We start from the raw sequence: 20,898 nt of genomic DNA on the forward strand, positions 1-20,898 counted from the left end.
GTGGTGGGGTCGGCAACCGTGGTGCCGAGCAGCGTGGTGCCGTTGTAGACGCTGATGGTGCTGCCGGCATCGGCGGTGCCGGTAAGCGTCGGCGTGGAGTCGTTGGTGCTGTCGCCGGAGTTCAGCGGGCTGGCGACGGGGTTGTCGTCGGTGACGCTGGTGATGGCCGGGGCGGACGGCGCGAGGGCATCGACGGTAGCCGTTGCCGGTGCGCTGGTGTTGCCGGCGGCATCGGTGGCGGTGACGCTGATCGCGGTGCCGTCAGGCAGCGGCGTGCCGGGAGTGTAAGTCCAGGTGCCGGTGGTGGCGTCGGCCGTGACGGTGGCGTCAGGTGTGCCATCGCCATCGAGATCGATATCGACCGTGCTGCCGGCTTCCGCTGTGCCGGAAATCGTGGTGCCGCTGGCTTGCGTGATGACCGGGTCGGCGGGTGGCGCCGTATCGACCGTCAAATTGAAGGCGGCGGTCGGTGCGCTGACGTTGCCCGATGTATCGGTAGCAGTGGCGGTCAGCGCATAGGGTCCATCGGTCAGGGGCGTGGTCGGCGTGAAGCTCCATGCGCCGGTGGTGGCATCGGCAACCGTGGTGCCGATCAGCGTGGTGCCGTTGTAGATGCTGATGGTGCTGCCGGCTTCGGCAGTGCCCGCGAGCGTCGGGGTGGAGTCGTTGGTGCTGTCGCCGGAGTTCAGCGGGCTGGCTACCGGGTTGTCGTCGGTGACGCTGGTGATGGCCGGCGCGGACGGCGCGAGGGCATCGACGGTAGCGGTTGCCGGTGCGCTGATGTTGCCGGCGGCATCGGTGGCGGTGACGCTGATCGCGGTGCCGTCGGGCAGCGGCGTGCCGGGAGTGTAAGTCCAGGTGCCGGTGGTGGCGTCGGCCGTGGCGGTGGCGTCGGGCGTGCCATCGCCATCGAGATCGATATCGACCGTGCTGCCGGCTTCCGCTGTGCCGGAGATCGTGGTGCCGCTGGCTTGCGTGATGACCGGGTCGGCGGGTGGCGCCGTATCGACCGTCAGGTTGAAGGCGGCGGTCGGTGCGCTGACGTTGCCCGATGTATCGGTAGCAGTGGCGGTCAGCGCATAGGGGCCATCGGTCAGCGGCGTGGTTGGCGTGAAGCTCCACGCGCCCGTGGTGGCGTCGGCAGTGGTGGTGCCGATCAGCGTAGTGCCGTTGTAGATGCTGATGGTGCTGCCGGCTTCGGCGGTGCCGGCGAGCGTCGGGGTGGAGTCATTGGTGCTGTCGCCCGAGTTCAGCGGGCTGGCGACGGGGTTGTCGTCGGTGACGCTGGTGATGGCCGGCGCGGACGGCGCGAGGGCATCGACCGTAGCGGTTGCCGGTGCGCTGGTGTTGCCGGCGGCATCGGTGGCGGTGACGCTGATCGCGGTGCCGTCGGGCAGCGGCGTGCCGGGCGAGTAAGTCCAGGCGCCGGTGGTGGCGTCGGCCGTGACAGTGGCGTCAGGTGTGCCATCGCCATCGAGGTCGATATCGACCGTGCTGCCGGCTTCCGCTGTGCCGGAGAGCGTGGTGCCGCTGGCCTGCGTGATGACCGGGTCGGCGGGTGGCGACGTATCGACCGTCAAATTGAAGGCAGCGGTCGGTGCGCTGACGTTGCCCGATGTATCGGTAGCAGTGGCGGTCAGCGCATAGGGTCCATCGGTCAGCGGCGTGGTCGGAGTGAAGCTCCACGCGCCCGTGATGGCGTCGGCAGTGGTGGTGCCGATCAGCGTGGTGCCGTTGTAGATGCTGATGGTGCTGCCGGCTTCGGCGGTGCCGGCGAGCGTCGGGGTGGAGTCGTTGGTGCTGTCGCCCGAGTTCAGCGGGCTGGCGACGGGGTTGTCGTCGGTGACGCTGGTGATGGCCGGCGCGGACGGCGCGAGGGCATCGACCGTAGCGGTTGCCGGTGCGCTGGTGTTGCCGGCGGCATCGGTGGCGGTGACGCTGATCGCGGTGCCGTCGGGCAGCGGCGTGCCGGGCGAGTAAGTCCAGGTGCCGGTGGTGGCGTCGGCCGTGACGGTGCCGTCAGGTGTGCCATCGCCATCGAGATCGATATCGACCGTGCTGCCGGCTTCCGCTGTGCCGGAGATCGTGGTGCCGCTGGCCTGCGTGATGACCGGGTCGGCGGGTGGCGCCGTATCGACTGTCAGGTTGAAGGCGGCGGTCGGTGCGCTGACGTTGCCCGATGTATCGGTAGCAGTGGCGGTCAGCGCATAGGGGCCATCGGTCAGGGGCGTGGTCGGCGTGAAGCTCCATGCGCCGGTGGTGGCATCGGCGACGGTCGTGCCGATCAGCGTGGCGCCATTGTAGATGCTGATGGTGCTGCCGGGATCGGCGGTACCCGTCAGGGTAGGCGTGGAATCGTTGGTGCTGTCGCCGGAGTTCAGCGGGGTGCTGACCGGGTTGTCATCCGTAACGCCGGTGATGGCCGGGATCGCCGGCGGCGTGGCATCCAGCGTCAGCGTGAAGGCGGTGCTGGGTGCGCTGGTATTGCCTGCGGCGTCGGTAGCGGTGACGGTCAGGCTCACGGCGCCGTCGGGCAGCGGTGACGTGGGCGTGAAGGTCCAGGCGCCGGTGGTGGCGTCGGCGGTGGTGGTGCCGATCAGCGTGGCGCCGTTGTAGATGCTGATGGTGCTGCCGGCTTCGGCGGTGCCCGTCAGGGTAGGCGTGGAGTCGTTGGTGCCGTCGCCGTCGGCGAGCGGTCCGGTCGACGGGGTGGCGTCGTCCGTGACGCTGCCGATCACCGGCGCGGCCGGTGCGCTGGTATCGATGGTGGCGGTGGCCGGCGCACTGGTGTTGCCAGCGGCGTCGGTGGCGGTGACACTGACCACGGCGCCGTCGCCCAGTGCCGGCGACGGCGTGTAGGTCCAGGTGCCGCTGTCGTTGGCGGTGACGGTGGCATCGGGCGCGCCGTCGCCGTTCAGGTCGATATGGATGGTGTTGCCGGGCTCGGCGGTGCCGGCAATCACGCTGCCGTCGCTGGGCGTGATCGTGGGCGCCGCCGGCGCTGCGGTATCGACCGTCAGCAGGAACGGCGCGCTTGCCGGGCCGGTATTGCCGACCGCGTCGGTGGCGGTGACGGTCAGCGCATGGTTGCCGTCGGCCAGGCTCGACGGCGGCGTGAAGCTCCAGCGGCCGTTCGCGTCGGCGATGGCGGTGCCGAGCAGGGTGGTGCCGCTGTAGATGCTGACGGTGCTGCCCGCCTCGGCGCTGCCGGAAAGCGTGGGCGTGGCGTCGCTGGTGCTGCCTCCGGCAACGATCCCCGTGCCCGCATCGTTGCTGACCGCATTGATCGCGGGTGCTGCCGGGGCCGCGCCATCGACGGTCACCGTGGCCGGCGCGCTGGTGTTGCCGGAGCTGTCGGTGGCGGTCACGCTGACCACGGTGCCGTCGGCCAGCGGCTGCGCCGGCGTATAGGTCCAGTTGCCCGCAGCGTCGGCGGTGACGGTGGCGTCGGCCTTGCCGTCGCCGTTGAAGTCGAGGCCGACCGTGCTGCCGGCCGGGGCCGTGCCGGACAGCGTGGCGCCGTTGGTGGCCGCCACCTTGGGCGCGGCCAGCGGGGTGCCGCCGCCGGAGGACCCGTCACCGCCGCCGCCACCGCTGGCAGCGGCCGCGATGATGCCGGCACCGGCCGCTGCGCCCAGCAGCCCCAGCAGCAATGCCGTGGAAGTGCTGTCGCCGATCGGCTCGAACAGCATGGCCGCCTCGGCCACGCCATCGCCCTGCGCGCCCAGCGCCTGGCTGAAGTCGGCCAGCCATTGGCCGTCTTCCTGCACGAACACCAGGTTGTTGTACTGCGCCCCGTTGGTGAAGAAGCCCTGGATGCGCAGCGTGCTGCCATCCCGCATGGTCAGCAGCAGGTCGTTGCCTTCACGCGCGAAGTTGGCGACGCTGTCGCGCTGCGCCGCGATCAGGAAGTTGGCGGGGCCGTCAGGTGAGGCAACGGTGCGGGTGCCGGGGGCGACAGGAACATCCGTGTGGTTGAGCAGAACGCCTGACGAAGCCATGCTGAGTCTCCTTCATCCTGAGTGACCGGTAGGTAGTGCATGCACAGTATTCGCGCGCACACACATTCGTCCATGCGTGATCTGTTTCAGATTCGATACAGTGCGCCGGTTTGATAGGTGCTGCGCAATCCCGATAGCGGCAGGCCCGGTGCGGTGCGCGCGCGGCTCAGCCGGGCATGCCGCCGCGGCTGGCGAAGGCCTCGTCGTTCGACGCGCCCTGGCGCGTGCGCCGCGTTTCCGACGGGGTTTCGCCGAAGGCCATGCGATAGTCGTGGGCGAACTGGCCGAGGTGGCTGAAGCCCCATTGCCGCGCGATCTGCGCCACCGAATGCTCGAGCTCGCCGCCGCGCAAGGCGCTGTAGACGCCCTCGAGCCGCACGCGCTTGGCATACTGCATCGGCGAGCAGCCCTGGAAGCGCGCAAAGCCGGCCTGCAGCGTGCGCACGCTGACGCGCGCCGCGCGGGCAATGTCGTCCAGCGCCAGCACGGCGCGGGCATTGGCATGGATATAGTCGATCGCGCGCTTGACATGGCGCGGCGACGGGCCCGCGTGGCGCTGCTCCAGCAGCAGCGAGTAGTTGTGCGGGATATCGTCCAGCACGGCGTAGGCGAGGGCATCGGCCAGGCTTAGCGCCAGCTCCGCCGCGCACGCGCGCATGCGCGCGTCGTCGCGCCGCAGGCCGGGCGCGGCGCCGGCCAGTGCGCGCGCCAACTGCAGCGCCGGGGCATCGGCCGGGATCGACTGGTGGAATTTCACGCGCTGCACCAGCGGCCGTTCCAGCAGGTGCCGCAGCCGGTTGTGCAGGCGCGCGCCGTCGATCATGACCATGTCGTAGCTGCCCGGCTGCCAGCGCCAGACCCCGACCTGCTGCATGTCGAGCACAAAGGATGGCGGCATGGGCGTCAGCGGTGCGGACGGCGTCTTGCCGGTCTCGAGCCCGCCGCCTTGCGCGGCGGTCAGCAGCAGGTAGCCGTCAAGACGCTGCACCAGGTCGAGCCGGATCGCCGTGGTGGTGGACAGCCGGATCACCGCCAGTTCGCCGAACTGCTGCTGCTGCAGTTCGAACGCCAGCGCTGGCGACGCCGTGTGTACCGCAACCCCGGGATAGAGCTGCGACAGCGCGGCGTGGATCTGGTCCGGGCTGTTCCCCGCGACGCGCGCGGTCTGGATCGTGGCTTTGGTCATGTGCCGATGCCTTTCCTGGGTGATGGCCGAAGCCGGCCTGGCGGCGCGGATGCGCCGCCAGGATTCCCCCACGAAAATCACGGCAAGGCCGTGATGGCAAACCGGACCTCATGATGACCCCGCGCCCTTGCCGGTCAACGCCATGCAAAGGGGTTCCCCATGCGCCGCGGCATACGGACCTGCCTGCAAGGCTCGCCGCGGCCCAATGACAGGCCGCATCCGCGGGAGCCAGGTATTGCCAGGCAAGACCGTCGCCGGTCTTTTTATCTGCAAACCAGATTTAAGTAAAAATAATATCTGGTATCAAAACTAACATTTACGGCAATATGTATCACTTTAATCGAATATTGGAATTGTGAATACATTGTGCTTGTCGGCGAAACCGCCGGGGATTGGCGTTTACGCGCAGTCGGCCAGGCCAGGCAGGGTCATGGTTGGCGGCGGCGTGCCGCTTCACACATAGGCGATCAGCCGTCCGGCGCAGATCACCAGCAGCCAGGTGGCCATGGACAGGATCGCATTCAGGCGTGCGCTTGCTGGTGGCGCTGCGCCGGTGTCCCAGCCGCGCTCGCGGTCATGCAGGCTGCGGCCGGGGCCGGCGTGGAACCACAGCACGTTGCCGAGCGCCAGCACGATCAGGCCCAGCTTGGCGAGGAATGCGGGATTGGCGGCCAGCTCGTCGGCATGGGCCACGAACAGCAACACGCCGCTGGCGGCGACGGCGATGAAGGCGCCCACGGTGAAGGGCAGCGCATGGCGCAGCAGCAGGCTGACCGGCAGCCGCCGGCCAAGCCCTGCCAGCCGCATGTCGACCACGAAGATGGAGCCGAACAGCAGCGCCATGCCGGCGAGGTGGACGATCTCCACCGCGGGATAGGCCCAGGCCGAACTGCGCAGCGCAGTCGCGAACGGCAGCCGCGCCAGCGTGCCGGCCCATTCGGTCCATGCGGTGAAGAGCGCCGGCATGCGGCGTGCCGGCTCAGCGCAGCTCGACCGTCTTGCCGTCCACGGTGATGCGCTCGGCGCGCAGTTCGTCCGGCTTTTCCTTGCTGGCGTAGCCGACCAGCGTGACCTCGCGGCCCACCGCGACCTTGTCCGAGGTCGCTCCGCGCGCTTCCATGCGCGACACGGGGGCCAGCACCGCGAGCCAGCGCTTGCCGCCGGCGTCGATGCGGATGTGCGCGTGCGGGTTCTCGTAATGGCTTTCGACAATCTTGCCGGTCAGCGTCATGGGCCTGGTCTCGTCATAGGTGGACCAGCCGTGGTGGGCGATGGCCGGCACGGCCGCCATGGCCAGGGCGGCGGCGCTCAGGGCGGGGAGGAACAGGGCGGGGCGGAACAGGGCGCGGATGCTGGGCATGGCGGGTCTCCGGTCAGGACTCGTGCAGTATAGGCGCCGATTCCTGACCTTGCCGCCGCGCCGGCCCTGTGCCTCAGGGTTGCGCGCGGCAGGTGTCGGCGCGCTGCACCAGCCGGCGCAGGCTGGCACTGACGGGCTTGAGCGCGGCGCGCTCGGCCGTGAGCGCGAGCGCCAGGTTGCCGCTGCCGCTGCGCAGCGCCGCTTCGAGCAGAGTCAGGCCGATCACGTCGCGCTGCGCGTGGCTGCCGCCGAAGCGGTGGGCCACCAGGCGCACCGGCATCAGCAGCTCGATGGCGGTGGCGTAATCGCCCTGCGCGAATGCGATCAGGCCATCGGCCACCGGCAGCCCCACCTCGCGCGACATCATCGCATTGGTGCCATTGCCGAGCGCGGCACGCTCCAGCGCGGCGCGCACCTGGTCGGCCGCCGCGGGGCGTTGCGCGCCCAGGCTGGCCATCACCGCATGCACGTCGTTGAAGGCGTAATAGCCGGCCGCGCCGCGGCCGAGCCAGTCATCCGCCACTGCATGCCAGCGCCGGCCCACGTCCACGCCCCGCAGGTGCAGCCGCCACAGCAGCGCGGAAGCGTCGACCAGGTCCAGCGCGATCGCCGGCGCGGGCCGGCTGATGGCGCGGTCGTACAGCGCCAGCACGTCTTCGGTCCGGCCGTCTTCCAGCAGGAACAGCGCCAGGTGCCACCAGTTATGCACCGCCAGCATGTTGTCGTCGGCCCAGTCCTGGCGCCGGCCTTCGAGCCAGGCGATGCCGTCGGCGAGCCGGCCCTGCATCTCCATCACGTGCGCCACCGCGTGCACCGCCCACGGATCGCGCGGCTGGCATTCCAGCGCGCGCCGTCCGGCTTCCTCGGCACGCTCGTAGAGGTGGGTCTCTTCCAGGCCGAACGCGTGCATGCCGAGCACGTAGCCGTAGCCGGGCATGCCGGCATCCCAGTGCGGCAGCGCCTGCGCCACGCGGTCGCGCAGCATGGTCGACTGGCCCAGCAGGAAGTCGCCCAGGTGCGCGGTCTGCAGCGCCAGCAGGTCGCGTGGATAATCGATCACGATGTCGCCATAGCAGCGCACGGCGCGCTCGAAATCGCCGTCGAGCCAGGCACGCGCCGCGGCGATATGGCGGCGCTCGCGCTCGTTGGCGCGGGCGTGCAGCGCTTCGCCGGCCTCGACGCTCTGGCGCAGCATGGGCTCGGCGGTGCCGTCGCCGGAGGTCACCATCAGCGCGGCGCGCAGCGCGTGGCCCATGGCGAAGCCGGGGTCGTCGGCCAGCGCCGCGTCGATCACGGCGAGCGGGTCGCCGTAATAGCCGTTCAGCAGGCGCAAGGCGGTCTCGTACTGCGCCACCGAGCGCGTGTTCAAGGTCGAGACCGCGAGGTCCCTGGAATCCGTCAGTGCCATGACCATCTCCGTGCGCCCGCGCGGCAGCGGGCTGTCACGAACCATCGTAGACGGCAAAACGCCCGGTGTAACGGTTGCGGCGCGGTGCGGCGCACCATGCCTGCGGGCGGCGCGGCCGCGGTGGGCGATATGCCGCCGCCGCCATACCGGCGGCGCGCGTCGGTTAAACTGCCGCATCCCCAATCACGACCTCGAGAGCAGGCCTTCCATGAAAACACTCGCGCTTTTCCTTGGCACCCTGACCCTTGCCGGCGCTGCCTGCGCTGCCGGGCCGGCCGCTTCGGCGCCTGCCGCCGCAGCGTCGGCGCCGCAGACGCTGGCGTCGGGCATGACCATCCAGCACCTGATCAAGGGCACCGGCGCCTCGCCCAAGGCCACCGACACGGTACAGGTGCACTACCGCGGCACGCTTGCGGACGGCACCGAATTCGACAGCTCGTACAAGCGCGGCCAGCCGATCTCGTTTCCGCTCAATCGTGTGATCCCGTGCTGGACCGAGGGCGTGCAGGCCATGCAGGTGGGCGGCAAGGCCCGCCTGACCTGCCCGCCGGGCACCGCCTACGGTGCGCGCGGCGTGCCGGGCACGATCCCGCCGAACGCCACGCTGACCTTCGAGGTGGTGCTGCTGGGTATCGGTAGCTAAGCGCCTCAGCGCGGCGCCTGCGGCTGCGCGGGCGCCGGCGTTCCGGCGGGGGCTGCAGGTGCTGCCGGCACCGGTTCCGCGCCTGCGTCCACGTCATTCCCGTAGTCCCCGTAGTCTGGCAGAGCGGTGTTCTGGCCGAGCAGGTAGCGCCGCCGCTGCAGGTACGCGTCGCGCACAAAGGCGTACTTGTCCAGCGCCGCCAGCCGCAGCAGGTCGGTCGCGCCCAGCAGGTTGGTGCGCACGTCGACCACGTTCATCCCGTAGAGCGAGTTGCGTACCGCCGGCTCGGCATAGGTGACGGGATCGAACCAGAAATTCACATACAGGCCCGCGCCGTCGCGCAACGAGCTGGGGCCGAACAGCGGCAGCACCAGGTAGGGCCCTGACGGCACGCCCCATGTGCCCAGCGTCAGCCCGAAGTCCTGCGAGTGCTTCTGCAGCCCGGCAGGCGTGGCGATATCGATCAGCCCACCCAGGCCCAGCACGGAATTCATCGCCACCCGCATAAAACTCTCCGCCGCCGCCACGCCCTTGCCCTGCAGCAGGTTGTTGGCGAAGTTGCCGATGTCCGCGAGGTTCGAATAGAAATTGCTGACCGCCGCGCGCACCGGCTCCGGCGTGACTGCCTTGTAGCCCTTGGCCACCGGCACCGCGACATACTGGTCCAGCTTGTCGTTGACGGTGTAGATGGCGCGGTTCATCGGCTCCAGCGGATCGTCTGGGCTGGCTTGCGGGCCGGTGGCGCAGCCCGCGAGCACGGTCGCGGCGATGGCGGTCGTGGCGAGTGTCGGAAAGCGAAGCGCAGCGGGCATCGAGACAAGGAGGGTCGGTCGCGCGGGCGGAAAGAGCGTTCAGGGCCGGGCGGGCTGGTCCGGTCCGAGAGGGTCATCCGCGCGCGGACGGCCCATCAGGATCGGCTGGAAGAACACCGCGCCGACCAGCGTGCAGGCCAGCGCCAGCGCCAGCAGCTTGCCCATGCTGGCGGTACCGGGATGCTGCGACAGCCACAGGCTGCCGAAGGCGACGGCGGTGGTCGCGGCGCTGTACAGCACGGCGTGCGTCAGGCTGGACTGCAGCAGCTGGGTCTTGCCGTGCCGCCACGCAATCACGTAGTAGATCTTGAAGGCGACGCCCACGCCCAGCAGCAGGGGCAGCGCGATCACGTTGGCGAAGTTCAGCGCAATGCCGAACACCACGCATAGCTCCAGCGTGACGATGGCCGATACCAGCAGCGGGATCAGCGTGCGCAGCACGTCGCCGAAGCGGCGCAGCGTGATCCACAGCAGGATGGTGATCGACAGCACCGCCCAGGCACCTGCCTGCGCAAACGCGGTCATGATGGTATCGGCCGAGCCGCGGATCGAGATCGGTCCGCCGGTGGCGGCGGGCGCCACGCGCTGCACCGCGGCGATAAAGCGTGCCAGCGCGGCTTCGCGCTGCGCGCTGGCGGGCGGCGGCAGCCGGGGGCTGACGTTGACCAGCGCGCGCCCGTCCGGGGCAATCCAGTCGCGCACCAGCTCGGGCGGCAGCGTCTGCTGGCTGACCGCTTGCGGCGACAGCGCCAGCTTCAGCTTTGCGAGTGCCAGCTGCAGCGGCAGCGCGATGGCGCGCTCGGCGCGGTCGCGCGTGGGCGCATCCGTGCTGGCCAGCTTTTTCAGCGTGGCGGACAGGTGCGCCGCTTCGGCGGCGCCCGGTCCGGGATGCTCGTCAGCGGCGATGGCCAGCTGCCGCGCGGCGTTGCGCAGCGCATTGACGCGCGCGCCGTCGGTGGCGGGCGCCGCGGCGGGCTGCGTCAGCGCCGGCATCAGCGCGGCCGAGGCCTGGGCGATGGCCTGCAGCTTGGGCGGCTGGTCGTCGGGAATAAAGCTCTGCAGCGTGACCGCGCGCGCAACTTCGGGCAGCGCGGCAAGCTGGCCCGCAAGCGCGTGCGCGGCCGGCAGCGACGGCGCCAGCACGCTGACATCGTCGGTGCCGGCCTGCGGCGCGTCCTGGAGCGACAGCAGCGTGGCCATCGATTCGGACTGCGGGTCCTTCAGGTGCAGCGGGTCGAAGTCGAAGCGCAGGTGCGGCAGCAGCGGCGCGCCCGCCAGGATGGCGAGCAGCGTCACCAGCAGCACCGGCTTGCGGTAGCGGTCGAAGAAGCGGTCCGCCGGCGCCAGCCAGGCAAAGCCGGGCGTTGCGGATTCGCCGCCGGGCCTGAGCACCGCGATCAGCGCCGGCAGCAACGTGAAGGTGGTGGCGAACGCCACCATCATGCCGACGCCGGCGATCAGGCCCAGCTCGGCCACGCCGCGGTAGTCGGTGGGCAGGAAGCAGAAGAACGCCGCCGCCGTGGCCGCGGCGGCCAGCGCCAGCGGCGCGCCGACGGCGCGCGCGGCCAGGCCCAGGGCATCGACGATATGGTCGCGGTCATGGCGCTCGGCGCGGTAGCGCACGCCGAACTGGATGCCGAAGTCCACCCCCAGCCCGACGAACAGCACCGCGAAGGCCACCGAGATCATGTTCAGCGCGCCCACCATGGCCAGCCCCAGCGCGGCAGTGATCAGCAGCCCGGCGAACAGGCTTGCCAGCACCGCCACGATCAGCCGCGCCGAACGCAGCGCCAGCCACAGGATCAGCACCACGGCCAGCACCGTCAGCACGCCGTTGAGCGCGGCACCGTCGCTGACCGAGGCGAACTCATCGTCGGCCAGCGCCTGCGGCCCGGTCAGGCGCACCGACGCCTGGTAGCGCTGCGCCAGCTGCAGCTCGTCCGCGGCGTGGCGGATAGCGCGCGCGGCCGCGGCGCCGGCCTTGAGGTCGCTGTAGTCGAGGACGGGGCTGAGCGCGACGTAGCGGTAGACCTGGCCGTCGGGGCCGGGCTTGAGGCTGTCGTCGAGCAGCCCCGCCCACGACAGTGCGGCCGGCTTGCCGGCCAGCACCTGGTCCAGCGTGCGCGCGCTGCTGCCCATCAGCCCTGCCATGTCGCCCAGCTTGACCTGCCCCATCTGCAGCGGCAGCGCCAGCGTGGTGGTGAGCACTTCCGACAGTCCGCGCAGCGTCGGGTCGTGCGCGAGGGCGTTGAGCAGCGGGCGCGCCTGCGTCAGTTGCTGCGTCAGCTGGTTGACTTCATCGGTGCCGGCGAACAGCAGGCCGTTGCGCGCGAAAAAGGCGCCGCCGCCGGGCTGGCTGACCGCGGTGAAGCGCGCCGGCTGCCGGCGCAAGGCTTCGGCCAGCGCATCGGCGGCGGCATCGGCCAGCTCGGCGGCCGGCGCCTGCACCACCGCAAGGATCAGCTGGCCCCGCTGGGGGAAGGCCTTGGCGATGGCCTCGTCGCGCAGCGCCCACGGCGCGTCGGAATCCAGCAGGCGGCCGATGTCGGTGTTGATGGCAAAGTTGCGGGCCACGTAGATGCCGCTGGCTGCCGTCAGCAGTGCCGCCAGCAGGATGACGCGCCACGGCCAGGCGGTGGCAAGCCGGACGATGCGTGTCAGCAGCGAGGTCAGCATGGACGGATCCGGAAGGAGCACGAACCGCGAGTATATCGGCTGGCGCGGTGCCGCATGCGCCATGCGGCGCCGGCGCGGCCGCGATGCGGGCGGATCCGCTATACACTGTCAGCCGGCGCCGCCCACGTAGCGCGGCGCCGCCGCTTCACCGTCTTCCGTCATTTCCCCGCTCTTGCATCCATGACGATTCACCGTTTGCTTTCCGTGGCACCGCTGGCGGCGATGGCCATGGCATCCGTCGTGCACGCTCAGGCAGTCCAGCCCGGCGACCTGCGCGCCAGCCCCGAGCGGCTGGTGCAGGCCGCGGTGGAGGGCGTGATCGGCACCATCCAGTCCCAGCCCGAAACCCGCGCCGGCGACCTCGGCAAGATCACCGCGGTCGTGCAGAAGCAATTCCTGCCCTATACCGATTTCCAGCGCACCACGCGGCTGGCGCTGGGCGGCGCCTGGCGCACGGCCACGCCGGAGCAGCAGCAACAACTTTACGAACAGTTCCAGACGCTGCTGGTGCGCAGCTACGCGGTCTCGCTGGCGCAACTGCGCGAGCAGAACGTCAGGTTCCGCTACCAGCCGGCCAGGGCCGCCGGCGGCGCCACCGATGTGGTGGTGCAGACGCGCGTGATCAACAACGCCGACGAGATGCAGATCGACTACCGGCTGCAGCGCACCGCGAGCGGCTGGAAGATCTATGACATCAACATGATGGGGGCGTGGCTGATCGAGGTGTACCGCAAGCAGTTTGCCGACATCGTCGCGCGCAACGGGGTCGACGGCCTGGTGAAGTACCTGACCACGCACAACGCGCGGCAGGCGTCGGAGATCTGAGCACGGCTTGGCGGCCTTGTGGGCCGGCCCACGCTAGCGCGCAGGCGGTCCGCTATCGCCGCTGCTGTGCCCGCTGCGCCGCCAGCGGCGCAATTCGACCCATTGCCATGACAGCAGCGCCGGCACCCCGAATAGGATCTCGCGCGCGCGCTTGACCAGCGCCAGCGCCAGCGCCACCTCCGCGCTCATCCCCAGCACCTGGCCCAGCAGCATCACCACCGCTTCCTGCACGCCCAGCCCGGCCGGCACGAAGAACGCCACGTGGCGCGCGGCCTGCGTCAGCGACTCGATCGCCAGCGCCTGCCAGAACGGCACCGGATGGCCCAGCAGCCACAGCGCCAGCCAGATCTCCAGCGTGCCGCTGAGCAGCCCCGCCAGTTGCCAGGCCAAGGCCTTCGCCAGTTCGCGGTGGCGCCGGTTGAGCGCGCGGATATGCGCGTCCAGGCGCGCGCCGTCGATCAGCGCGACGACGCGGTGGTCGGCGCCGAATAACCGGCGCGCGGCGCCTTCGAGCTTCTCGAACAAGGCGGCGTGGCGCAGCGACAGCGCGAACAGCACCGGCACCGGCAGCGACAGCAGCAGGCCGGCCAGGATGATCCACACACCGGCGCGCTGCTGCAGCGCGGCCACCAGCATCAGCACGCCGGTGGCCGCGAACAGGTATTGCGAGAACATCGTCACCATCACTTCGACCACCACGCTGGCGGTGACCGCGGTGGTGTCGTGGATGCGCAGCCGCGTCAGGCGGATGCCGACCAGCTCGCCACCCACGCCGACCGTGGGCAGCAGGCGGCCCACCGCTTCGCGCACCGCGGCGACCCACCACAGGAAGCCGACGCCGGCGCGTTCGTCTGGATCGGCGGAGGTCAGCAGCACGCGCCAACCCTGCGCGTCGAGCAGCAGCGGCAGCGCGTGCAGCGGCACCAGCAGCAACAGCGGCCAGCCGCCCCGGGCCATCACGGCGGCGATATCGCCGGCGCCCTGGTGGATCACCAGCGCGGTCAGCGCCAGCAGCCCCAGCAGTCCGGTCAGGTAAGCCAGGCGTTTCATCGGCAATCGTCAGCTGAGTGTCCTGCTGCCCAGCACATCGGCAAAGCCGCCGCGCCGGTGGGCCGCGTGCTCCAGCGCGGCGCGCACGCGCGGCGACAGCAGCGCGGCGAGCTCGTCGGCGTGGCGGTAGCCGTGCATCGACGCAGCGATGGCGGCGCCGGACACCACCGCCGGATGCAGGTAGATCTCGCCCACGCCCGCGGGCAGTTGCGCCAGCGCCTGCAGCAGCGCGGCCTCGTCCATCTGGCCGCTGCGCGCGATGCCGACCACGTAGTCATTGTGCGCAATGCCGGCGCGGTCCAGCCGGCGGCGCAGCAACGCCAGCCACGGGCGCAGCAGCCAGGGCGCGCCGGCCTCGCGCGGCAGCCGCATCGCGCGCAGCCCGTACTCGCGCCCGATCGACAGGATCAGCGACAGCACGGTCGGATGCAGATGGAAATGCTTGTGCGTATTGACGTGGTCCAGCGTCAGGCCGGTGGCGGCGAAGGCCTCGAACTGCGCGCGGATTTCGGCCGCGAGCTGGCGGCGCACCGCGGGCAGGAAGAAGAAGCGGCAGCCGTCCCGCGCCATGGCCGAGCCGAAACGGCCGTGCACATCGACCAGCGCGGGAATGCGCGCGCGCGGCAGGGTGGCGGGGCCGTCGGCCAGCACCACGTGCAGGCCCACGCGCAACGCCGGCAGCCGGCGTGCGCGCGCGACCGCATCCGCCACGGCGGGCGCGCCCACCATCAGGCTGGCGGCGTTGAGCACGCCGTCGCGGTGGGCCAGCTCCACCGCCTCGTTGACGGCCGGGTGCAGCCCGAAGTCGTCGGCGGTGACGATCAGCGCGCGTTGCGCCGCAGCGGAAAGCGCCCGGGCCAGGATCAGGCCTCGTGCGAGCGCAGGAAGCGGAAGAACTCCACGCCTTCGCGCAGGCGCCGCTTCATCATGTCCCAGCTGCCGAGCATCTCGCGCACGATTTCCCAGATCTTGCCGGGGCGGAAGTAGAAGCGCTTGTAGAAGGTCTCCACGCCGTGGTAGATCTCCTCCTTCGACAAGTGCGGGTAGCTGATCGCCGCCAGCTGCACGCCCTGGTCGTTGACCAGGTTGATGACCTTGTTCTCCTCGAGCCAGCCGTTTTCCACCGCCTGGCGGTACAGCGTGGTGCCGGGATAGGGCGCGGCCAGCGAGACCTGGATGGTGTGCGGGTTGATTTCCTTGGCGTACTCGATGGTCTTTTCGATGGTCTCGCGCGTCTCGCCCGGCAGGCCCAGGATGAAGGTGCCGTGGATCTGGATGCCCAGCTTGCGGCAGTCTTCGGTAAAGCGGCGCGCGATGTCGGTGCGCAGGCCCTTCTTGATGTTCAGCAGGATCTGGTCGTCGCCGGACTCGTAGCCCACCAGCAGCAGGCGCAGCCCGTTTTCCTTCATGATCTTGAGCGTGCTGTACGGCACGTTGGCCTTGGCGTTGCACGACCACGTCACCCCCAGCTGGCCCAGTCCGCGCGCGATCTCTTCCACGCGCGGCTTGAAGTCGGTGAAGGTATCGTCGTCGAACATGATCTCCCTGACCTCGGGCATGTTCTCCTTGATCCATTTCACCTCGGCAATCACGCTTGCCGCCGAGCGGGTACGGTAGCGGTGCCCGCCCACGGTCTGCGGCCACAGGCAGAAGGTGCAGCGCGAACGGCAGCCGCGGCCGGTGTAGATCGACACGTAAGGATGCTTCAGGTAGCCGATGAAGTAGTTCTCGATCTTCAGGTCGCGCTGGTAGACCGGCGCCACGAACGGCAGCGCGTCCATGTCCTCGATCATCGGGCGCTGGCCGTTGTGTTCGAGCGAGCCGTCCGGCAGGCGATAGCTGAGCCCCAGGATGTCCCTGAGCGGCTTGCCCGCGGCCACGTCCTGGCAGGTGTAATCGAATTCCTCGCGGCAGACGAAGTCGATGGCGTCGCTCGCGCCCAGCGTGCCGCCGGGATCGACCGCGGGCTTGGCGCCGACCATGCCGATCATCATGCCGGGATGCCGCTGCTTCAGCGCCTCGGCGAACCTGGCGTCGGTGGGGAACGACGGCGTGCTGGTGTGGATGATCACCAGCTCATAGTCCGCCGCGATGTCCAGCGTCTGCTGCACGGTGAGGCCGTCGGCCGGGGCATCGAGCACGCGGCTGCCGGGCACCAGCGCGGCCGGCTGCGCCAGCCAGGTGGGGTACCAGAACGACTTGATCTCGCGCTTGGCCTGGTAGCGCGACCCGGCGCCGCCATCGAAGCCGTCGAAGGACGGGGCCTGCAGGAACAGGGTTTTTTTCATAGCGGCCTCTTGGTCTGGATGCCGGTGAAAGCCCGGGTGTCGGGAGCGGGCTTCGCCTGTTTTCCCTCCTCTCCCGCTTGCTGGAGCGGGGCGGGGGAGAGCGCCGGCGCTCGACCGGAGTGCTGCCCTGCACCTGCCGACAGCACCTGCTCCCGCCACCACACCCGCTTGCCAGCCAACGCCAGCGCCCAGCACGCCAGCAACAACCCATCGCGCAGCGGCGCCCGCAATGCCGCCGCGGCGCTGCCCGCCAGCACACTGCGCGCCACCACGCCGGCGACCGCCGCGGTGGTCACCAGGGGCAGCGGCGCCAGCCACATGCCCAACGCCAGCATCGGCCAGGTGAAGGTGACGAAGCTGAACGCATAGCCCGTCGGGTTCAGCGAGGCGATCGTGCGCATCCAGCGCAGTTCATGCCGCCACAGCAGCGTGAAGCCGTCTTCGGTGATGTCGGTCGTCACCACCACCTCCGACAACACCGTGCGCAAGCCCAGCCGCCGCGTCAGCTCGCCCAGCCAGAAATCGTCCGCCAGCCGGTCGCGCAATGCCCCGAAACCGCCGATGGCCGCCAGCGCGTCGCGGCGCAGCGCGATGGTCGCGCCAAAGGCAAAGCGCCGCGAGCCGCCCGCGTGGGCGATGCGCACCGCCGGCACAAACCAGTCGTCGATGAACTGCGCGCCGAGGCGCGACCAGAAGCCGCCGATGGCATGCCCACGGTACAGGCAGGTCACCACGCCGACGTTGGCCTCAGCCAGCGGCGCGGTCACGCGCGCCAGGTAGTCCGGCGCCACCGCGACGTCGCTGTCGGCGATGACCAGCGCGTCGTGCCTGGCCGCGCCAGACAGGTTGATCAGGTTGCTGACCTTGAGGTTGCTGCCGTGCACCCGCGGGTCGATCACCAGTGCGATGTCGCAGGCCGGGAAGTCGCGCCGCAGCCGTTCCACCACCGCGATGGCGGGATCGTTCGCGGCGCGCACGCCGAATACCAGCTGGAAGCACGGATGCCGCTGCCGGCAGAAGGTTGCCAGGTTGGCATAGAGCCGCGGTTCTGCGCCGCACAGCGGCTTGAGCACGCTGACCGGCGTGGCGGCCATGGCGCCGCGTGGCGCGGGCTTGCGTCGCGACAGCCAGGCCGCGGCCAGTGCATAGCCAGCCGCCGCGCACACCAGCGCTGCGCCGGGCAGGATGCTGGCAAGTCCGGCGGCCATGGCAATGGCTTCAGTGCGTGGCGGCGCCGGCAGGCGCCTCGGCCGCTCGTGGCTGCCTCGCGGGCGGCCGGGTGCGCTGGATTTCCTCGAGCTTGATCTCGACGTGGCGTGAGAACACGTATTCGGCCGGCCGCTGCCGGTCCAGCGCAATGTCCGGCGCCATCGGGCCACTGGTGCGCACGCCGCGCAGGCTGACGCCGAGTGCCTTGAGCGGATGGGCAAAGGTGTCGGCCACGGCGGTGGCTTCGTAGCCGCTGTGCACCATGCAGTCGGCGCATTTCTCGTAGTTGCCGGTGCCGTAGGCGTCCCAGTCGGTCTCGTCCATCAGTTCGCGGAAGGTCGCGGCATAGCCTTCGCCCACCAGGTAGCACGGGCGCTGCCAGCCGAACACCGTGCGCGCCGGGTTGCCCCACGGGGTGCAGTGGTAGGTCTGGTTGCCGGCGAGGAAGTCCAGGAACAGCGTCGACTGGCTGAACGCCCAGTTCTTGCCCGCGCGGCCGCGGCCGAGGATGTCGCGGAACAGCTGGCGGGTCTTGCCGCGGTTCAGGAAGTGCTGCTGGTCCGGCGCGCGCTCATAGGCATAGCCCGGCGACACGGTGATGCCATCGACGCCCAGCGCCTTGACCGAGTCGAAGAACCTCGCCACGCGCTCGGGCTGCGCGTCGTTGAACAGCGTGCAATTGATATTGACGCGGAAGCCGCGCGCCTTGGCGGCGCGGATCGCCTCGACGCAGCGGTCGTACACGCCTTCCTGGCACACCGAGCGGTCATGCATCTCGCGGTCGCCGTCCAGGTGCACCGACCAGATGAAATACGGACTGGGCTGATACTGGTCCAGCTTCTTTTCCATCAGCAGCGCATTGGTGCACAGGTAGACAAACTTGCGCCGCTGGATGATGCCTTGCACGATCTGCGGCATGTCCTTGTGCAGCAGCGGCTCGCCGCCGGCGATCGACACCACCGGGGCGCCGCACTCATCCACCGCCTCCAGGCATTGCTGCACCGACAGGCGCTGGTTCAGGATGGGGTCGGGATAGTCGATCTTGCCGCAGCCCGAGCACGCCAGGTTGCAGCGGAACAGCGGTTCCAGCATCAGCGCAAGCGGGTAGCGTTTCTGCCGCGACAGGTGCTTGCCGACGATATAGGCGCCCACGCGGGCAACCTGCAGGAGCGGAATGGCCACGACAGCTTCCTCTGGTTGGTTCAGCCTGCAATGTTCGCGTTGGCGGGGGCCGGCGCGGCGTCCGTGCCGGACTGGAGCGATGCCGCGGGCGGCTTCACGTCGGCCAGCTCGGCCGGCAGCCGGAACTCGGCATGCTCTTCGCGCCCGGCCATGGTGCTGACCTCGACCGGTCCCAGCCGGCGCAGCGCCGCGATCACGTCTTCGACCATGGCCTCGGGGGCCGAGGCGCCGGCGGTGATGCCCACCACGTTGGCGTCGCGTACCCAGGCCGGGTCGAGCTCGCTGCCTTCGGCAATCAGGTAGCTGGGCACGCCGCTTTCGGTGCCGATCTCGCGCAGGCGGTTGGAGTTGGAACTGTTGGTCGCGCCGATCACCAGGATCACGTCGGCCAGCTTGCACAGGTCGCGCACCGCGCTCTGGCGGTTCTGCGTGGCGTAGCAGATGTCGCGCGTATCGGGGCCGACCAGGTTGCTGAAGCGCCGTCCGAGCGCGGCGATGATGTTGCGGGTGTCGTCCACGCTCAGCGTGGTCTGGGTGACGTAGGCGACCGGGGTGTCTTCGGGCAGGTCGAGCTTGCCGACATCGGCCTCGTTCTGCACCAGGATTACCTTGCCCGGAATCTGGCCCATGGTGCCTTCGACCTCGGGGTGGCCGGCATGGCCGATCAGGATCACGGTGCGGCCGCTGGCGGCGTACTGGCGGCCCTGGGTGTGGACCTTGATCACCAGGGGGCAGGTGGCGTCAATGGCATGTAGCTGACGCTGGCGGGCATCGTCGACGACTTCGCGCGACACCCCGTGCGCGCTGAAGATGGTCACCGCGCCGGCCGGCACTTCGTCCAGTTTTTCGACGAAACGCGCGCCCTTGTCCTTCAGTCCCTGTACGACGTGCTTGTTATGCACGATCTCATGCCGCACGAACACCGGCGCACCATGCTTTACGAGGGCGCGGTCGACGATCTCGATCGCGCGCACCACGCCGGCACAGAAGCCCCGGGGCTGAGCAAGAATCACCTGCATGGAGTAGGCCCCCGACCCTTTTGCTACGGGTTTCAGTGTTTGGGATCGCGCAACGGAAAACGATGCCCCGGCGATGCCCGGTATCGAGCCAGACCCACCGGAGATCCGCCGCGGATCACATTTTCCTCGCACGGTGGTTACTATATACCCGACACGCCGGCTTTGTCTGGCGCCGCCACGATCGGCGCAGGGCCGGCCCTGGCGACGCCGCCTTACGGGAAACGGGCTGATGACCAAAAACGATGACGTGCTGGTGACAGGAGCAGCGGGTTTCCTGGGATCGGCGGTGGCGCGCCAGGCGCTGGCGCGCGGCTGGCGCGTGCGCGTGCTGGTGCGCCCGCACAGCCCGCGCACCAATCTGGCCGGGCTGCCGGTGACCGTGGCGCAGGGCGACATGCGCGATGCCGCGGCCGTGGCCGCGGCGCTGCAGGGCGTGCGGTACCTGTTCCACGTGGCCGCCGACTACCGGCTGTGGGCGCGCGATCCGGAAGACATCGTGCGCACCAACGTCGACGGCACCCTGGCGGTGATGGAAGCCGCGCAGCGGGCCGGCGTCGAGCGCGTGGTCTATACCAGCAGCGTGGCGACGCTGCGCGTCGCCGGCGCGCAGGCACCGGTGGACGAGACCGCGGCGATGCGCCCGCATGAAGCCATCGGCGCGTACAAGCGCAGCAAGGTGCTGGCCGAGCGCGTGGTCGAACAACGGGTCGCCGAACACGGCCTGCCCGCGGTCATCGTCAACCCGTCCACCCCGATCGGGCCGCGCGACGTGCGGCCCACGCCGACCGGCCGCATCATCGTCGAGGCCGCCACCGGCAAGATCCCGGCCTTTGTCGATACCGGGCTGAACCTGGCCCACGTCGACGACGTCGCCAACGGGCATTTGCTGGCGCTGGAGCGCGGCCGCACCGGCGAGCGCTACATCCTGGGTGGTCAGGACGTGATGCTGCAGCAGATGCTGCGGGATATCGCGCAGCTGTGCGGCCGGCGCCCGCCGACCCTGCAGCTGCCGCGCTGGCCGCTGTACCCGCTGGCCTACGGCGCGGAAGCGGCGGCGCGGCTGACCGGCAAGGAGCCGTTCCTGACTGTCGATGGACTCAATATGTCCCGCTACCGGATGTTCTTTACCTCGGACAAGGCGCGCAAGGAACTGGGGTATCAGCCGCGCCCGTACCAGGAGGGGCTGCGCGACGCGCTGGCCTGGTTCCGCGCGCACGGGTACCTTGGCCATCCCTGAGC

16 protein-coding genes are annotated in these 20,898 nt (G+C 70.0%); 3 read left to right on the top strand and 13 right to left on the bottom strand.

Translation table 11 applies throughout. From position 1 onward, the window contains the following. From FHX60_RS27815 to FHX60_RS21320, 5 genes are all read right to left on the bottom strand, one after another. The coding region (locus FHX60_RS27815; protein ID WP_311730224.1) for an Ig-like domain-containing protein at positions 1-4,001 on the bottom strand (4,001 nt) is incomplete at its 3' end. A 166-nt stretch (positions 4,002-4,167) separates the two neighbouring features. After that, positions 4,168-5,187 carry a helix-turn-helix transcriptional regulator gene (locus FHX60_RS21305; protein WP_112775897.1) on the bottom strand — a complete coding sequence of 340 codons (1,020 nt, stop codon included), beginning with the start codon at positions 5,185-5,187 and terminating at the stop codon, positions 4,168-4,170. Between the two features lie 453 nt (positions 5,188-5,640). Then, positions 5,641-6,153 carry a DUF6644 family protein gene (locus tag FHX60_RS21310; protein ID WP_112775898.1) on the bottom strand — a complete coding sequence of 171 codons (513 nt, stop codon included), beginning with the start codon at positions 6,151-6,153 and terminating at the stop codon, positions 5,641-5,643. Positions 6,154-6,166: 13 nt separating this feature from the next. Then, positions 6,167-6,547 (bottom strand): DUF6152 family protein, encoded by a 381-nt coding sequence (locus FHX60_RS21315; protein ID WP_112775899.1) that lies wholly within the window; start codon positions 6,545-6,547, stop codon positions 6,167-6,169. A 73-nt stretch (positions 6,548-6,620) separates the two neighbouring features. Next, positions 6,621-7,955, bottom strand: coding sequence for a tetratricopeptide repeat protein (locus FHX60_RS21320; protein ID WP_183284527.1), 1,335 nt, complete (start codon positions 7,953-7,955; stop codon positions 6,621-6,623). 208 nt (positions 7,956-8,163) lie between these two features. Between FHX60_RS21320 and FHX60_RS21325 the strand changes: the two genes are divergently transcribed. Beyond that, entirely contained in the window at positions 8,164-8,598 is a 435-nt protein-coding gene (locus FHX60_RS21325) for an FKBP-type peptidyl-prolyl cis-trans isomerase (RefSeq protein ID WP_112775900.1), read from the top strand. A 5-nt stretch (positions 8,599-8,603) separates the two neighbouring features. Here FHX60_RS21325 and FHX60_RS21330 read toward each other — a convergent pair whose 3' ends face one another. Both FHX60_RS21330 and hpnN read right to left on the bottom strand, forming a co-directional pair. After that, positions 8,604-9,410 carry an MlaA family lipoprotein gene (locus tag FHX60_RS21330; RefSeq protein ID WP_183284528.1) on the bottom strand — a complete coding sequence of 269 codons (807 nt, stop codon included), beginning with the start codon at positions 9,408-9,410 and terminating at the stop codon, positions 8,604-8,606. A 39-nt stretch (positions 9,411-9,449) separates the two neighbouring features. Then, positions 9,450-12,086 carry a hopanoid transporter HpnN gene (gene hpnN, locus FHX60_RS21335; protein WP_183284529.1) on the bottom strand — a complete coding sequence of 879 codons (2,637 nt, stop codon included), beginning with the start codon at positions 12,084-12,086 and terminating at the stop codon, positions 9,450-9,452. 180 nt (positions 12,087-12,266) lie between these two features. On the opposite strand from hpnN, the gene FHX60_RS21340 reads away from it, so the two are divergent. Next, entirely contained in the window at positions 12,267-12,911 is a 645-nt protein-coding gene (locus FHX60_RS21340) for an MlaC/ttg2D family ABC transporter substrate-binding protein (RefSeq protein ID WP_183284530.1), read from the top strand. Positions 12,912-12,944: 33 nt separating this feature from the next. Here FHX60_RS21340 and FHX60_RS21345 read toward each other — a convergent pair whose 3' ends face one another. The 6 genes from FHX60_RS21345 to ispH are packed head-to-tail and all read right to left on the bottom strand — an operon-like array spanning position 12,945 to position 19,659. Next, positions 12,945-13,961, bottom strand: a complete 1,017-nt coding sequence (locus FHX60_RS21345; protein ID WP_183284531.1) for a lysylphosphatidylglycerol synthase domain-containing protein — start codon at positions 13,959-13,961, stop codon at positions 12,945-12,947. 9 nt (positions 13,962-13,970) lie between these two features. Further along, on the bottom strand, positions 13,971-14,786 hold the full coding sequence (hpnK, locus tag FHX60_RS21350; RefSeq protein ID WP_183284548.1) for a hopanoid biosynthesis-associated protein HpnK: 816 nt from the start codon (positions 14,784-14,786) through the stop codon (positions 13,971-13,973). A gap of 38 nt (positions 14,787-14,824) precedes the next feature. Beyond that, positions 14,825-16,249 carry a hopanoid biosynthesis associated radical SAM protein HpnJ gene (gene hpnJ / locus FHX60_RS21355; RefSeq protein ID WP_112775904.1) on the bottom strand — a complete coding sequence of 475 codons (1,425 nt, stop codon included), beginning with the start codon at positions 16,247-16,249 and terminating at the stop codon, positions 14,825-14,827. Further along, positions 16,246-17,457: a bacteriohopanetetrol glucosamine biosynthesis glycosyltransferase HpnI gene (hpnI, locus tag FHX60_RS21360; RefSeq protein ID WP_183284532.1), complete on the bottom strand. Its 1,212-nt coding sequence runs from the start codon at positions 17,455-17,457 to the stop codon at positions 16,246-16,248. The genes hpnJ and hpnI overlap by 4 nt, the downstream gene beginning before the upstream one ends. Before the next feature lie 10 nt (positions 17,458-17,467). Then, positions 17,468-18,640, bottom strand: a complete 1,173-nt coding sequence (gene hpnH, locus FHX60_RS21365) for an adenosyl-hopene transferase HpnH (RefSeq protein WP_183284533.1) — start codon at positions 18,638-18,640, stop codon at positions 17,468-17,470. 20 nt (positions 18,641-18,660) lie between these two features. Then, a complete protein-coding gene (ispH, locus tag FHX60_RS21370) occupies positions 18,661-19,659 on the bottom strand; it encodes a 4-hydroxy-3-methylbut-2-enyl diphosphate reductase (RefSeq protein ID WP_183284534.1) in 999 nt (332 codons plus the stop codon). Between the two features lie 229 nt (positions 19,660-19,888). Between ispH and hpnA the strand changes: the two genes are divergently transcribed. Continuing rightward, entirely contained in the window at positions 19,889-20,896 is a 1,008-nt protein-coding gene (gene hpnA / locus FHX60_RS21375) for a hopanoid-associated sugar epimerase (RefSeq protein WP_092314211.1), read from the top strand. Positions 20,897-20,898 lie beyond the last annotated feature (2 nt).

The organism is Cupriavidus alkaliphilus, from assembly GCF_014191175.1.
GTDB lineage: Bacteria > Pseudomonadota > Gammaproteobacteria > Burkholderiales > Burkholderiaceae > Cupriavidus > Cupriavidus alkaliphilus.

Excerpts from the sequence above, each read along its gene's own strand:
- FHX60_RS21305 (WP_112775897.1), bottom strand. The coding sequence starts at position 5,187 with ATGACCAAAGCCACGATCCAGACCGCGCGCGTCGCGGGGAACAGCCCG.
- FHX60_RS21310 (WP_112775898.1), bottom strand. The coding sequence starts at position 6,153 with ATGCCGGCGCTCTTCACCGCATGGACCGAATGGGCCGGCACGCTGGCG.
- FHX60_RS21315 (WP_112775899.1), bottom strand. The coding sequence starts at position 6,547 with ATGCCCAGCATCCGCGCCCTGTTCCGCCCCGCCCTGTTCCTCCCCGCC.
- FHX60_RS21320 (WP_183284527.1), bottom strand. The coding sequence starts at position 7,955 with ATGGCACTGACGGATTCCAGGGACCTCGCGGTCTCGACCTTGAACACG.
- FHX60_RS21325 (WP_112775900.1), top strand. The coding sequence starts at position 8,164 with ATGAAAACACTCGCGCTTTTCCTTGGCACCCTGACCCTTGCCGGCGCT.
- FHX60_RS21330 (WP_183284528.1), bottom strand. The coding sequence starts at position 9,410 with ATGCCCGCTGCGCTTCGCTTTCCGACACTCGCCACGACCGCCATCGCC.
- hpnN (WP_183284529.1), bottom strand. The coding sequence starts at position 12,086 with ATGCTGACCTCGCTGCTGACACGCATCGTCCGGCTTGCCACCGCCTGG.
- FHX60_RS21340 (WP_183284530.1), top strand. The coding sequence starts at position 12,267 with ATGACGATTCACCGTTTGCTTTCCGTGGCACCGCTGGCGGCGATGGCC.
- FHX60_RS21345 (WP_183284531.1), bottom strand. The coding sequence starts at position 13,961 with ATGAAACGCCTGGCTTACCTGACCGGACTGCTGGGGCTGCTGGCGCTG.
- hpnJ (WP_112775904.1), bottom strand. The coding sequence starts at position 16,249 with ATGAAAAAAACCCTGTTCCTGCAGGCCCCGTCCTTCGACGGCTTCGAT.
- hpnI (WP_183284532.1), bottom strand. The coding sequence starts at position 17,457 with ATGGCCGCCGGACTTGCCAGCATCCTGCCCGGCGCAGCGCTGGTGTGC.
- ispH (WP_183284534.1), bottom strand. The coding sequence starts at position 19,659 with ATGCAGGTGATTCTTGCTCAGCCCCGGGGCTTCTGTGCCGGCGTGGTG.
- hpnA (WP_092314211.1), top strand. The coding sequence starts at position 19,889 with ATGACCAAAAACGATGACGTGCTGGTGACAGGAGCAGCGGGTTTCCTG.